The sequence below is a fragment of the Candidatus Enterovibrio altilux genome (genome assembly GCF_002381345.1).
Lineage (GTDB): Bacteria > Pseudomonadota > Gammaproteobacteria > Enterobacterales > Vibrionaceae > Enterovibrio > Enterovibrio altilux.
In genome coordinates, this window is sequence record NZ_CP020660.1 from 1,085,077 (window position 1) to 1,100,064 (window position 14,988).

At 36.7% G+C, this 14,988-nt stretch carries 8 protein-coding genes and 7 pseudogenes; 9 read left to right on the forward strand and 6 right to left on the reverse strand.

What is annotated here, in order from left to right; translation table 11 throughout:
• Positions 1–29 precede the first annotated feature (29 nt).
• Positions 30–806: pseudogene (locus BTN50_RS09420) on the reverse strand (transposase).
• A gap of 99 nt (positions 807–905) precedes the next feature.
• Here BTN50_RS09420 and BTN50_RS11095 point away from each other — a divergent pair.
• The 6 genes and pseudogenes from BTN50_RS11095 to frdD all read left to right on the forward strand — a co-directional run.
• Positions 906–1,060 (forward strand): annotated as a pseudogene (locus BTN50_RS11095) (IS5/IS1182 family transposase); the annotation flags it as partial.
• Positions 1,061–1,158: 98 nt separating this feature from the next.
• Positions 1,159–1,359, forward strand: a complete 201-nt coding sequence (locus BTN50_RS09735) for a hypothetical protein (RefSeq protein WP_151897952.1) — start codon at positions 1,159–1,161, stop codon at positions 1,357–1,359.
• A gap of 291 nt (positions 1,360–1,650) precedes the next feature.
• Complete coding sequence (gene frdA / locus BTN50_RS04610) at positions 1,651–3,462, forward strand: fumarate reductase (quinol) flavoprotein subunit (RefSeq protein ID WP_096619197.1); 1,812 nt, start codon at positions 1,651–1,653, stop codon at positions 3,460–3,462.
• Positions 3,462–4,220, forward strand: a complete 759-nt coding sequence (locus BTN50_RS04615) for a succinate dehydrogenase/fumarate reductase iron-sulfur subunit (protein WP_096619198.1) — start codon at positions 3,462–3,464, stop codon at positions 4,218–4,220. Before frdA ends, BTN50_RS04615 begins: the two co-directional genes overlap by 1 nt.
• 2 nt (positions 4,221–4,222) lie before the next feature.
• Positions 4,223–4,606, forward strand: a complete 384-nt coding sequence (frdC, locus tag BTN50_RS04620; protein ID WP_096619199.1) for a fumarate reductase subunit FrdC — start codon at positions 4,223–4,225, stop codon at positions 4,604–4,606.
• A 25-nt stretch (positions 4,607–4,631) separates the two neighbouring features.
• Positions 4,632–4,994, forward strand: coding sequence for a fumarate reductase subunit FrdD (gene frdD, locus BTN50_RS04625; protein WP_096619200.1), 363 nt, complete (start codon positions 4,632–4,634; stop codon positions 4,992–4,994).
• Positions 4,995–5,394: 400 nt separating this feature from the next.
• Here the strand turns inward: frdD and BTN50_RS04630 are convergent.
• The 5 genes and pseudogenes from BTN50_RS04630 to rsgA all read right to left on the reverse strand — a co-directional run.
• A pseudogene (locus BTN50_RS04630) lies at positions 5,395–6,269 on the reverse strand (IS5 family transposase).
• 453 nt (positions 6,270–6,722) lie between these two features.
• A complete protein-coding gene (locus BTN50_RS04635) occupies positions 6,723–7,346 on the reverse strand; it encodes a MarC family protein (protein WP_096619201.1) in 624 nt (207 codons plus the stop codon).
• Positions 7,347–7,473: 127 nt separating this feature from the next.
• A pseudogene (locus BTN50_RS04640) lies at positions 7,474–8,363 on the reverse strand (IS5 family transposase).
• Positions 8,364–9,541: 1,178 nt separating this feature from the next.
• Positions 9,542–10,453 carry an archaetidylserine decarboxylase gene (gene asd, locus BTN50_RS04645; protein WP_096619202.1) on the reverse strand — a complete coding sequence of 304 codons (912 nt, stop codon included), beginning with the start codon at positions 10,451–10,453 and terminating at the stop codon, positions 9,542–9,544.
• 113 nt (positions 10,454–10,566) lie between these two features.
• Positions 10,567–11,610, reverse strand: a pseudogene (gene rsgA / locus BTN50_RS04650) (small ribosomal subunit biogenesis GTPase RsgA); the annotation flags it as partial.
• 83 nt (positions 11,611–11,693) lie between these two features.
• On the opposite strand from rsgA, the gene orn reads away from it, so the two are divergent.
• The 3 genes and pseudogenes from orn to BTN50_RS04665 all read left to right on the forward strand — a co-directional run bounded on the left by orn (position 11,694) and on the right by BTN50_RS04665 (position 14,908).
• Entirely contained in the window at positions 11,694–12,239 is a 546-nt protein-coding gene (gene orn, locus BTN50_RS04655) for an oligoribonuclease (protein WP_096619203.1), read from the forward strand.
• 735 nt (positions 12,240–12,974) lie between these two features.
• Positions 12,975–13,695: pseudogene (locus tag BTN50_RS12225) on the forward strand (transposase).
• An 805-nt stretch (positions 13,696–14,500) separates the two neighbouring features.
• Positions 14,501–14,908: pseudogene (locus BTN50_RS04665) on the forward strand (GTPase-activating protein).
• Positions 14,909–14,988: the final 80 nt, after the last annotated feature.

A 14,988-nucleotide genomic window follows, 5' to 3' on the forward strand; every position in this document is an offset into this window, starting at 1 on the left:
CAGATAGTAAATTTTTACATAATGCGCTATTAGACAATGATTGTTGCGTGAGGCATGCTTAGTACTATTAGCTTATTTAACGTTTTCATTATAGCATAGGTTTCGCTAGTTTGATCTGTGTGTTTCTTTAGGCTCAATGTTCCTTCAAGTAGTTTTTTAATTCTAAACTCTTGCTATCTTTGCTATGGAATGTCTATAGTAACTATGCCTTGTTTTCAATGCTGATTGGAGTCGTTGGTTTAATACGACGGGTTTCGTAACATTGGCTGGAATCGTAAGCACCATTGTGTGATATTTTATTTACTCTTAGATGGCTTTATTTGAGCCAGTTAGATAGCACTTCATCGTCAGTTATATTTGATGTCCTTAACTCAGTAGCAATGATTGCAGACGTACTTATATTTACCGCTAAATTTAATTTGCGTCAGACCCGCAGCTTCTTATCAGTGCCATGTTTTTTACTTTCCATGTACTGTCACCGTAAGACTTTGAGTTCCGTAGAATCAATAGCTAAGTGTGGGATGGTTGCTTTATTCTTCGCTTTGAACATGACGTTAATAATTTTGATTCGCTTGCTCATGCATGAATAGTGAGGGCATGATAATGGCAGTTTAACAAGTTTGAAAACTTAATGAATTAATCCTTGCATACCTTTTAATGGTATCGAAAACATGCATTTAGCCATGAGAACCGTAGTAATGACTAAATCGCCCAATAAACGAAATTTTTATGATTATTTTGTTTAGTTTTATTTTATAGCTGAATGACTTTTCCTCAATTCAGAATGTGAATGAGCCACGATGGATTAAAGCTTAATTATACTGCTTTTCGTTAACTGTTTAAAATGTTGATTGAAAGTTTAGCTCCCTTATTTAAAAAATAAAAAAATTTAAAATAAATATTTTTTAGCAAAGACAGCAATGATTCGTGTTAAACATTACTGAAAAAAACATTGATCCTAAGGAATTACACAATTCAGATTAGTGAAACCTATGCCATGATAAAAGCGTTAAATAAATTAATAAAGCTAAGTATGCCTAAAACTAAAGCGATTATTTAAGGGTGAATCATGCGGAGATTTACTATTTGAATTCAAATTATGAAATAGAACCATGGTGAAGGTGAATAGCAAATAAAAAAGCATGGCTTGATGGCGAAGTGCTGCTTAATGTATTCAAACAGACCTGCCGAAGAATCAATGCAATATTAGGCGGTGATGATTGCGACCTAAATAGTGTTAGGAAACCGTTTGTATTAAACGGACGGTTCCATTTATTTCACGAAGAAAAGGAATCATTTTTTCAAAACGAAAGAATACGGGTAATTTCATTATCAGTTATTAGAAATTATAGGGCTTAAATAGACATTGAAAAATGAGGTATGATTACCGTAAACGTTCCCTATCAGAGACGGCAATGTTCCGAGTAAAAAATCGTTCAGAGGGACATTGATCCTAAAAAATTATAATGTGAGATTGGCGAAAGCTATGCCATGACAAAAGTGTTAAATAACTAAGCAAAGTTAGGCATGCCGAAAATGAAAGCATTCGTCTAATAGTAGATCATGTTGAAATTTGCTATTTGTACTTAAATTAGGAAAAAAATCGCGTTTTGCATTATTTTATTTTTAATAATCTTCTGGAGGATAGCTGTGAAAACTATGACCACAGATATCGCTATAATTGGCGCCGGTGGTTCAGGCTTGCGTGCTGCCATTGCTGCTGCCGAAGCAGATCCAAATTTAAAAATTTCACTAATTTCTAAGGTTTACCCAATGCGTTCCCACACCGTGGCCGCAGAGGGTGGTTCTGCCGCTGTCATCAAAGATGCAGATAGCCTTGACAACCATTTTAATGATACCGTTGGTGGTGGTGATTGGCTTTGTGAACAGGATGTTGTTGAATATTTTGTTGAAAATGCCACTCGCGAAATGATCCAATTGGAACAGTGGGGTTGTCCATGGAGCCGCAAAGGAAACGGGAGTGTTAACATTCGTCGTTTTGGTGGTATGAAAGTAGAACGCACGTGGTTTGCTGCAGATAAAACAGGCTTTCACATGTTGCACACTCTGTTCCAAACATCAATTAAATATACACAAATAAATCGGCTAGATGAATATTTCGTGGTCGATTTATTGGTTGTTGATAATAAAATACAAGGTCTGGTTACGATCCATATGGCTGAAGGTGATCTAATTTATATTAAAGCAAAAGCGATCATTTTAGCAACCGGCGGGGCAGGTCGTGTTTATAACTGTAACACTAACGGTGGTATTGTAACTGGCGATGGTATGGCGATGGCTTATCGTCATGGTGTCGCACTGCGTGATATGGAATTTGTGCAGTATCACCCAACAGGCTTACCTGGCACAGGTATTTTGATGACCGAAGGTTGTCGAGGTGAAGGTGGAATTATCGTGAATAAACACGGTTACCGTTACCTGCAAGACTATGGCATGGGTCCTGAAACACCAGTAGGTCAGCCTAAAAATAAATACATGGAGCTGGGTCCGCGTGACAAAGTTTCACAAGCATTCTGGCATGAGCAGAAAAAAGGTAACACTATAAAACACTTGCGAGGTGATGTGGTAATGCTTGACCTTCGTCATCTTGGAGAAAAAAATCTTAATGAACGTCTTCCTTTCATCTGTGAATTAGCAAAAGCATACGTCAATGTTGATCCTGCTAAAGAACTAATTCCAATTCGTCCAACTGCACACTATACCATGGGTGGTATTGAGACCAATGGGCAATGTGAAACTTCAATCAAAGGTTTGTTAGCTGTGGGTGAATGCTCATCTATTGGCCTTCATGGTGCAAACCGTTTAGGGTCTAACTCACTGGCCGAGCTTGTTGTATTTGGTCGTGTTGCAGGTGAAGGTGCTGTAAAATGGACACGTAGATTCGCAGGTTGGAATGACAATGAGATTGCACGTCAGGTGCAAGAGGTTGAAGCTCGTATTCATATACTAATGAATCAAGAAGGCGAAGAAAACTGGGCTAATATCCGTACAGAAATGGGTCATTGTATGGAGGCAGGCTGTGGTATTTATCGCCGTGAAGATTGGATTCAAAAAACCATAAATAAACTGACTGAACTGAAAGCCCGCTATAAACGCATTAGTATTAAAGATAAAGGTAAGGTGTTCAACACTGATCTTCTTTATGCCATTGAAGTGGGTTATGGCCTAGAAGTAGCAGAATCAATGGTACACTCTGCTTTGCAACGTCGAGAGTCTCGTGGTGCTCATCAACGTTTAGACGAAGCTTATACGGAACGTGATGATGTGAATTTTCTTCAGCACTCACTTGCATTCTATAACCAAGATGCAGCACCAATTATTAAATATAGCGACGTGAAAATAACGAAATCTCAACCCAAAGTTCGTCTATATGGAGCTGCGGCAGAAGAAGCTGAAACTGCTGCAAAGCAGGCTGAGAAAGCTGATAAGGAACGGGTATAATGTCAGCTAATTACATCAAAAAAATAAGCGTTCTTCGCTACGATCCATCGAAGGATGAAGAACCACATCATCAAATTTTCGACGTGCCATTTGATGACACAATGTCTGTACTAGATGCGCTGGGTTACATTAAAGATAACCTCCACAAAGATTTGTCTTACCGCTGGTCTTGCCGAATGGCGATTTGTGGCTCTTGTGGTCTTATGATTAATAACATGCCTAAGCTGGCATGTAAAGTTTTTCTGCGTAATTGCCCAGATGGCGTCACCCTTGAACCACTGGCGAATTTTCCAATAGAGAAAGATTTGATCGTTGATATGACGTCATTTATAGAACGTCTTGAAGCGATCAAACCATACATCATTGGTAACGATCGTAAACTGGCAGATGGTCCAAACAAGCAAACACCTAAACAAATGGCACGTTACAAACAGTTTGCCGACTGTATCAATTGCGGCCTTTGCTATGCTGCGTGCCCTCAGTTTGGTCTAAATTCTGAGTTTATTGGTCCTGCTGCCTTAACATTGGCGCATCGCTATAACCTTGACAGCCGTGATAACGGGACTAAAGAACGCATGAAATTGATTAATGGTAAAAATGGTGCATGGGGTTGTACCTTTGTGGGTTACTGTTCTACCGTGTGCCCTAAAAGCGTTGACCCAGCAGCTGCTGTTAATCAGGGTAAGGTAGCGTCGTCCCAAGACTTCGTGATTGCGATGCTACAATCTGCGAGTTTATTAAAGAAAGTGGAGGCATAAGAGTGTCTAACCGTAAACCTTACATTCGTGAGATGAGACGTACTTGGTGGAAAGACAATCCTTTCTACTGTATGTACATGATACGTGAAGCTACTGTCTTGCCTCTAATTTTTTTTACCGCATTCCTCACCTTTGGTGTAGGCAGCTTAGCAATGGGTGAAAGCGCATGGCAACGCTGGTTGAATTTTATGGCGAACCCAGTGGTGATTGCAATGGATATTGTGGCATTGCTTGGCAGCTTATACCATGCGCAGACTTTTTTCAGTATGATGCCGCAAGTAATGCCAATCCGTATCAAAGGTCAAAAATTTAACAACAAAATCATGGTGCTAGCTCAATGGGCAGTAGTTGTGATGATCTCAACTGTCATTCTTCTTGTGGTTTAATACCATACATGTAAGGAGAGCAAACATGATTGACTTGAATCCAAAACGTTCTGACGAACCAGTATGGTGGAGTCTATTTGGCGCTGGTGGTACTTGGTTTGCAATGGTCACGCCTGTAACCATTCTGGTTTTAGGCATTATGGCTCCACTGGGTATGCTAGATGTGGAAGCACTAAGCTACGAGCGTGCCATCGGTTTTGTAATGAGTTTCATTGGTGCGTTGTTCACTATTAGTACATTAGCTTTGCCTATGTGGCATGCGATGCACCGGCTGCACCATGGTATACACGACCTGAAATTTCACACTGGAACCACAGGTAAGATTGTGTGCTACGCGATTGCTTTTTTAGTAACAGCACTGGCAGTGATTTTTATCTGCATCATTTAATGATAGTAAGCATAAAAAAATATTTTTTGGTACCTTTTTGATAAGATTAATTTAGTGATGTATCAACATCAACATCAACATCAACTAAAGCCTGGTTCATTTTTTTAGTATTTCAGGATTGAAAAATGATCCACTCCTTTGCGCGGGTATAAAGTCAAATTTTTTATTTAGTAAACGGAGACTATTACCACTCAATTGCCATGTATACAAGTGATGAAGCACACACTCTAGCAGCGGTACAGTGACTGTGGCGTCATAGGCAAATGTAGTGGATTATTATTCATATGACAAGCTATGGATCAAAATAACGCGGCCACGTTCATAGCATAACTTTTATATTAAAGAATATACTTGTTTTGTTCCCTAGTTCGAGTTCAGATAGTAAATTCAACATTATTTATTATTGGACGCTCGTTTTTGTTTTAAACATACTTAGTCCTGTAAGCTTATTTAACGATTTTATCATTGCATAGAGTTCGCCAACCTGAGCATTGTGATCCCTTAGGCGCTCTGTCCCTCCGAATAGCTTTTTGATTTAAAATATTACCGTATCTGACAGGAACATTTATGGTAACCATACTTCTCTTTTTAATGTTGATTGGAACCGTAGGACTTCTGGTAACCAAACTCTAAATTATGTGTATGATCTTTTTTCTAACAAGTTGCATCTCTCCATGGTGGCATGATTGGAACCGTTTATTTAATACGAAAGGTTTCGTAATATTGTTTGGTGTGTAAACACTGTCGCCTCATGTCTCATTTATTTTTCAAAAAAATTTATTTAAATAAATTAGGTAAAACTTCATCTTAGTCACATTTAATGAACTTAACTCAGCAGCAATGATTTCATGCGCATTGATGTTGATAACTAAATATAACTTGCGGTATACTATCTATTTTTCATCAGTGTCATGCTTTTTTCACTTATCATTCTTCTTAACGGTAGACTTTGAGTACTGTGGAATCAATGGCTAAGTGCTGGATGGTTCCTTGATTTTTTATTGTGCACATGAGGTTAATCATCCTAGTTCGCTTGTTAATGTATGAATAGCAAGGATATGCTAATGGTAGTTGCATAAATTTAAAAATAAAATTAATGAATTCTTCGTTAACCTCTCCATGGCATTAAAAATACGCATTTAATTATAGGGCCATCGCACTGAATCAGTCGCTAAATAAACGAGGTCTCTCATGATGACTCTACTTAGTTTGATTCCACAACTGAATGTCTTCTGCATAAATCCAGAATATTAGTGAACAGTGATTGATTAAAATTTGATTATACTGCTTTCAGTTAGTTGTTTTGTAGCGAAATTTATCCGTAGATCTAGATATTTCAGTAAACCTAGCTATTTAGAGTGTAAATTGATAATTTAGTTTTTTGATGTAGTGAATAAAACTCCTGTACGTGGCTTTATTTACTCATTTTAATTCAGATGAGAAGTTCCAATATAGTTAACTATTAGCCGTTTCTTTATTTGATACATTCGTAGCCTACTAAGTTGGAATACATAACTTAAGTAAAACCATTACCTACATTTGGAGTCAGTGTCAATCTGTATAGTTTAGTGATGATGTGTCGTACCCATGACATCAATTATAAGTATTACTTCACGCATTGATTTGCAGCATTGTTCAAGCACTCCATAGACCATTTATGTTGAATCTAATTCCTTATAATATTGATCTGAATGGCATTCAGTAGGGCTTTACTATGTTCTGAAACGTTTACAAAGAGTAAAAATCTAATATGCCTTGAAGTAAATTACTGGTGGCAACAGCGGCAAGAATGAGTCCCATAATGCGGTTGATGATGGAGGCGCCAACGTGACCAATAATTTTATGAATAAAATTAGCACCTAGTAGTAGCATAAGGGTAATAAGCAGTACTAAGAACATAATTCCGGCAGTTATCACTTGCTCTGTAACAGCAAAACGGTTGTTGTCTGTTAGCATAACGATAGCCATCATTGCGCCGGGAGAGGCTATTGATGGTACGGCTAGTGGGTATACAGCAGTGGCGGCAAGATCTGCTTGAGATAATTTACCTAATTTTTCATTTTGATCTGGTTTACTTTCTCCAAAGATCATTGTGAGTGCGAATAAGAGTAAGACAAGCCCTCCTGCGGCTTGAAAGGCTGGAAGTGGGATCTGCATTGCTTCCAGCAAAAATTGACCAGCAACGAGAAAAAATAACAAGATGCACAATGAAATTAAGATTGCTTTAAATGCGATGAAGCGACGTTCTTTCCTTGTCATATTGCTTGTTTGCGAAAGGTAAATTGGAACGGATCCTATGGGATCAATAACAGCCCAAAGTACAACGAATTGAGTGATGAGTAAATTTAGCAAGGTGGCTTCCTGATAAATACTGAGACGTCGAAATTATGCTCACTATATTAAGTAAGCAGTAAGTTCGAATTATATCAGGAATTCAAATACTTTTATTGTAGAAGAGTAATAGCTTATGTACGAATTTTTAATTTTTTAATTTGTGGTAAAGTGTTATCGTATGTGCTTTTATTGGCTTTATTTTACGTATACCTAGCCCTGCTAGCTTATTTAACGCTTCTATCATGGCGTAGGTTTTTCTAATTTGAGTATTGTAATCCCTCCAGATCAATGGTCCTCAGAGTAGTTTTGACGCGAAACATTGTCGCTTTTGATAGGATATGTTTATGGTAACCGTACCTCGTTTTTCAATGTAGATTGGAACGGCGGAATATCTAGTAACTGATCGCCAAATTACGCGAATAACCACGTTTTTAAAAAATTATTCTTTTTTGGAGGTATGAGTGGAACCGCTCGCTTAATACGAAGGGTTTCGTAACATTGTCTGGTGTTTTAAGCACCATCAGCTGATATTTTATTAATTTTCCGGCGGGCTAAGCTAGGCAGTTCTTGACTGTTAGTCAGATGTGATCCGCTTAATGCAGCAGCAATTATTTTATGCGTATTGATATCTATTGCTACATGTAACTTGCGCCAGACTCGCTGTTTTCCATCAATACCATGATTTGTGACTTCCCATCTTCTTTCACCGTAGGCTTTGAGTCCCGTAGAATCAATGGCTAAGTTATGAGTGCTTCCTTTATTCTGCGTCTTGAGCGTGACGTTAATTGTTTTGGTTCGCTTGCTAATGCATGAATAGTGAGGGTATGACAAAGGTAGTTGAACAAATTTGAAAACAGGATTAATGAATCCGGGTAGATTTCTCAATGGCATTAAAAATATGCATTTAACCATGAGGCTCGTCGTAATGGCTAAATCGCTAAATGAACGAGGTCTCCCATAGTTACCCTGTTTAGTTTAACTCCATAGCTGAATAGCTTCTTCATTCAGTCAGAATGTTAGTGAATCACGATTGATTAAAGCTTGATTATGCTACTTCCAGTTAGTAGTTTTGTAGTGAAATGATTCATAGATCTGAATATTTAAGTGATCCTAACTGTTTAGAGTCTGGATTAAAATTGAGTTCTCTTATGTAAAAAATAAAGCCGGTTATCATAAACGTTCCATAGCAGAGGCAGCAATAGCGCAAGTAAAAAAATACTCGAAGGGACATTGAGTCTAATGAATCACACAACTCATATTAATGAAATTTATGCTATAATAAAAGTATTAAATAAGTCTGGTAAGACTAGGTATGCCTAATACGAAAGTGATTATCTAATAGCGCATCATGTTGAGATTTGCTATCTAAACTCGAATTAGGAAACAAAGCCTCTTTGGCATGCTGTGCCTACTGATTAGCAATCACTACTATGTTGAGCATTTGGGAAAGATAGATTTATTGGTGTAATATCGTTTTCATTCTATGGGTATGATTACATCTGATTAATTACCGTAAAAAATATGAACGGAATAGATTGCCAGATACTAATTAAAATGGTTGTCCTTATGTTGTCTTAGTGTGATGTATAATACGTTACTAATAAATGCATAATTTTAGTCACATTGTTTCCAGTATTTGTGTTAGGTTATTTTTTTATTAGTCTTTAATGTAGGCAGCGTTAAATATGCATTGTTTTTTTTAGTTCTTTTTTATTTACAGGTAAGGTTAACTAACCTGAACTTAACACAATGAATGAACTAAATGTCTGACTATTTTAAAAAATTATTGATTGAATAAAAACTTAAGCATTACTAATTTATATGCCGTTTGCATTGATTGGGGTGACTTCGTTCAGACTCTTTCCCCTGCAAGAAAAACAAATTTTTTTGTTTAATTAGAGTTTAGATAAAAGCCTTTCAAGTTTCATGATTAGTTAAATTATTTTTATTTGAACATACCTAGCCCTGTCAATTTACTTAGCACTGTTATCATTACTTAAAATTTCTCAATGAAGGTATATAAAATTTTTAGTATGAAATAATCATTATCCATTAAGAACAAACTGCGTATCATACAATAAATTAATATATTCTTTATTGTATGATACGATAAGCATACCATTTGTAATGATGTACTTTTTTATTTTTAAATAAATTTTAGGTTTAAAAAAAGGATAATAATACTTTCTACATCAAAGACTCAATATTTGCTGTTATGCAGGCTGAGCTCCATTTGAATCTTTGTTTTGCATCGATACACTCTCCTTTGTTTGGTATGCATAAATCTCACCCATATATGCTGGCGCGTTAGGTATAATGCTGTCGTCGAATCGAATCGCACCTTGTGGGAACAAGTTAATTACGGTTGAACCAAGATTAAAACGACCCATTTCTTGACCTTTTTTAAAAGAGACTGCTTGCGCGCCTTCTATTGGGTAGTCCCAACGACGAATGCTTTGGTCTGTTGGCGTCGTAATTGTGCCAGCCCATGTCGTTTCAATGCTACCAACAATTGTTGCTCCTATAAGAATTTGTGCTAGAGATCCAAATGCCGTATTAAAAATACAGACAACACGTTCATTACGCGCAAACAGGTTAGGTACGTTTTTTGTCGTCAATGGACTCACTGAGAACAAAGTGCCCGGTACGTAAATCATTTGGCGAAGTGTGCCATCACATGGCATATGAATGCGGTGATAGTTACCTGGTGATAGATATAAGGTTGCGAATTCACCGTTAGTAAACTCTTTAGCTAATTGTGCATCGCCACCTAGTAACTCACACGCGTCAAACGAGTGGCCTTTGGCTTGAATTAAGTAACCATCCTCGATCGTGCCAGCTTGACTTATGCATGCATCAGCAGGGTGACTGATAACATTAGGATCAATATTTAAGGAACGCACACCATCCCTTAATTCGCGTATAAAAAAATCATTGAAAGTAGAATAACTAGCCGGATTAGAATTTTTTGCCTCACTTATGTTGACATTGTATTGCCGTATAAACCATCTGATCACTGCTGTGGTCAGAAGGCCGGCTTTAGCGGCAGCTAGTTTACCAACAATACGTGTAAGTAAACGTTTTGGTATGCAATATTGCATTCCAATTTTTAGATCATTAGACACGATAATTTCCCTACTTGTCGATAGCCCTCAATTCTTTGAAGACTAAAATAAAAAATAGCATCAACTTACAAAATTAACTGACTGCTAGCCAGATGTAGTTTAAAAGGGTTTTATCAAATTTTTTTATTACGTAAAAATTGACGGTTTGCTTTTAATTTTAACATGCTGTCGATAATTGTGTGGTAGCTGTCAAAACGTACCTTGCTGATCTTTCCATCTTCAACCGCTTCGCGGATCACACAGTCAGGATCATCACCATGCGTACAATCGCGGAACTTACAGCCACCAAGGTAGTTACGAAATTCGACAAAACCTTGAGCAATATGTTCTGACTCTAAATGCCATAAGTCAAATTTTCGCACGCCTGGACTATCGATCAAGTTACCACCATCAGGGAGATGATACAACCTAGCTGTTGTTGTTGTATGCTGACCTAAACCTGAATTGTCAGATACTTTACATGTTGCTGCATTTACTTCAGGCAGCAATGTATTTATAAGGCTTGATTTTCCTACGCCAGATTGGCCGACGAAAATACTCGTACTTTCGGAAAGGTAATGCATTAACTCAACCATACCTTCGCCTGTTCTTTGGCTAACCATGATGACATCATAACCAATCTGTTTGTAAACATTAAGAGTATTTTTAACTATTTCAATATTTTCACCATAAAGAAAGTCTATCTTATTAATGACAATAAGGGGCTTCAATAATACCTGTTCGATAGCGATAAGGTAACGGTCTATAATGTTTGTAGATAATTCGGGTAATATTGCGGAAACCATCACTACTTGATCAATGTTAGCTGCGACTAATCTTGCACCGTCAAAGTAATCAGGCCGAATAAATGCGGAACGTCGTTCATGAACGACTTCTACTACACCTGCGATACCTTGCAATGTTCCCACGCCTGGTCTCCAAATAACGGTATCTCCTGCCACTAAACTTTTGATTGTACGACGAAGGTTACAACGGTGGATGTTGCCAGTCTGAAGATCTTCAACATCAGCATGCTGTCCAAATCGAGTTATAATAACCCCTTCTCGGGCAGACTCCAATAGAGATTTGTTCCATTGGACATCTTTTTGATGACGATTCATACTCTTTTTTTGGTTTGTCCGTACTTGGCGTAATTGGCCTTTTGTGGCTTTTTTTTTATCACAAAAATATCGCTAGTTTGGTTAGCTTTTATGTCAGAATAAGTATGATACATGGTTTAATTTTAAGATAGGTAAATTAAATGTTTTTCAGTGATACAAATTTAATCTGGATTGATCTTGAAATGACCGGACTGGACCCTCGGTTTCATAAAATTATTGAAATTGCTACTGTTGTTACAGATGCTGAACTTAATGTGCTAGCTGACGGTCCAGTCCTTGCAATTCATCAATCAGATCGTGCATTAGCAATAATGGACGAGTGGTGTACTAACACACACACACGAAATGGGTTATTGGAGCGGGTTAAAACCAGCACAGTATCAGAAGAGCAAGCGATCAAAGAGACCATTACTTTTCTTCAGCAATGGGTGCCCGTCGGTATGTCTCCAATTTGTGGTAATAGCGTGGGAAAAGACCGCCACTTTTTGGATAAATACATGCCAGATTTAGAACGTTTCTTTCATTATCGAACTGTCGATGTCAGTACGATTAAAGAATTAGTTCGTCGTTGGCAACCAGATCTGTTACATGGATTCAATAAACAAGGGACACACCTTGCTCTAAATGATATCCGAGAGTCAATCGAAGAATTAAAATATTATCGACAAATGATCTTCAAAATATAATCTAAAAGTAATCAATTTAAAAAAATTTAGTTTATAGGTTTGCATCCTTAATTTTTATTTGTATAATTCGGACCTCTTAATCGAGGTAAACGTCTTCAATCAAAGTGATATTAGATAAGCAAATAGAATATTATTTCAAATGTCTTACAGTTTATAGTTTTGTGAATTCTAATATTTCGCAATATATGCACCAGTTGAATGCGAAGTATAGCAGGCTATTGTGGATAATGCTGTGAAGCATTAATTTTAAGCTGGGAGCTAGCCGCATAACACTTGAATCATTTATTATTTTTTGCAAGGTTATGATCATCAATTTTATTGTGCTTCTTAACAGAGTTATCCACATCAGCTTCCTTGTGGGTAAAGTCGTTGATTAATATCTTAAATAGTACAATATTTTTTATATAGATGGTAAGGGCTTGCTAACTTAAAAATACACATTAGTAAATGTCTATTTTTAACGCACTGTTTTAATTGATGAAAAATTAACTGTACTGACTCTTTCAGAAGACTCTTCCCAGCCAATTCACTATTAATGAATATAAATTGAAATTATTCACAGAGTGTGTTTAACTTTACTGATACGCATTAGATGGTGTCTTATTGAAAATGTTTTCCACATTACAGAGCAGAAGTAAACTGGTGTCTTATTTTTGAAGCTTGATTTTCTAAAATAGATAGTTAACTATTAATCTATGCTTCAAATAGTTAGGCTCGTTTAAATATGGGGCTTATATGAATTCGTTTCACTATAAAACAACCAAGAGGAAGCAGTACAATTAAGATTTAAATAATCGTGATTCGCTAATATTTTGGATTAATGAAGCAGTAATTCAGCTATGCAATCAAACTAAGCAGAGTCATTGGTTGGAAACCATCTTTACTTAATAACTTAGTCATTACGGCAGCTCTAATGTATAAAACGCGCATTGTTAATGCTATTGAGGAATCTGTAAAGATTTATTAATTTTATTTTTTTAACTTACTTAGCTGCTGTTGTCACGCCCTCATTATATATATATTAGCAAGCGATTCCAAATGGTTAATACCACGCTCAAGACTAAGATTAAAGGAACTATTCAGCACTTAACCATTGATTTTACGGGGCTTAAAGTTTACGGTGAAAACGAATGAAAAGCAAGAAAGCATGGCACTGAAGGTGAGATGATGCTTAACTTACCTAAAGAGATTTCGCTACAAAATCAATGAAATATCAGGCTAATGAGGAGTGCTTTTCATTCCACAAAATAACAATTTTTAAAAAATATCATCCGCGTAATTTAAAGCTATACGTCTTAAATCAGCATTGAAAAGCGAGGTATGGTAACCATAAATATTACCTATTAGGGCGAGAATGCTTCGAGTCAAAAAATTATTCGGAGGGATATTTAACCTAAGGAATTATGGTGCCTTAATTGACGAAATTTACGCAATAATAAAAACATTAATAAGCTAACATGATTAAGTATGCTTAGAGCGTAAGCGATTGTCTAGGAGCTAATCATGTTGGGCTTTATTATATGAACTAGAACTAGGAAACAAAGCTCTACTAATGATAGATCCGGCTCACTAAAACGCTATCAAACAACATGTTTTGTCCTTGTTCAGTGCTTTTTTTCCTGTTATTTGATATATTTTCACCATCTACTTTGGTTTAGCAACTTCCAATGTTTGTTGATTGTTTGCTTTTTTAACTAGTATAGAATGATTATTTTGAGTTGAATATATATTTGTATTAGTTTCCGCTGTTTTTGCCAGGCTACTAGCATCAAAGACTTAAAAGTAAAGCATGTCCTGTAGAACACATGCCGGATAATCAAAGAGATGTTAATTCTAGCGTCGTATTATAGAGCAATTAAGAGATTAACTTAGTGAGGTGTTATTGTGGGGGTAAACTTTGGGTATTATTCCGATCCAACTCTGATTATAATGTTATCAGAGCTGAAGAATAATGTTTAAGTTTGTGACCCGTATTTTACCTCCAATACATTGGTATTCACAATACAATACGATTGTATGAATGCACTGAAAAAATGTGTATTCTCATGTGCTTAACAAGGATGTCGACAGTTGTTGAGGCTGGTTAACTATGATGGTTAAATGCATTATGAATGTTGATGCATCTAAGCGTTAGCATTACAAAATTATCCAATTCCTATAAATTTTTTTTAGTCTTGAACCGTTCTGCTATTTATCAGCTAGTAATGCTTTTGACGTGTGCTTTGTGAAGAAAATGTAATTTTATCAAGGAAGAACAACGAATGACCCGTAAAAAAAGAATACGCAAAGTTGGTTCAGAAGGCACCATTCAACACTTCGAGTCTTTCCTGAGCAAAGATGATGTTGCATCGCTGGCACGTAAGCGTACGAATCGTTGTAAGGGATTGAAAGCTGGTACACGTTATTCAGATAGTACCTGTGAACAGCAGTACCAAGCGAAGACTAAAGTAGATCAGCGTTTGGGCAGCAAAAAATTAATCCCATTAGTTGTTGAAGCACCGTTGTATCCTAAGTCTGCAACAGGTAAAAAAGTATGCAGCTTAAATGCGACTCAAAAATGAGAAATGTAAAAAAATAATGTACAACTACATGCGTTATTGGATCGTCTGGGGAGAGGCGAGAAATTAGGTGCTGGTCTTCAATCTTATGTGGATGAAAAATTGGATTGAATTGAAGCGCTGATAAGTCAGCTTGGTTTATTTTAAGATGCTCTGTTTCCGCATTTGAATTTAGATAGTAAATGTTAACA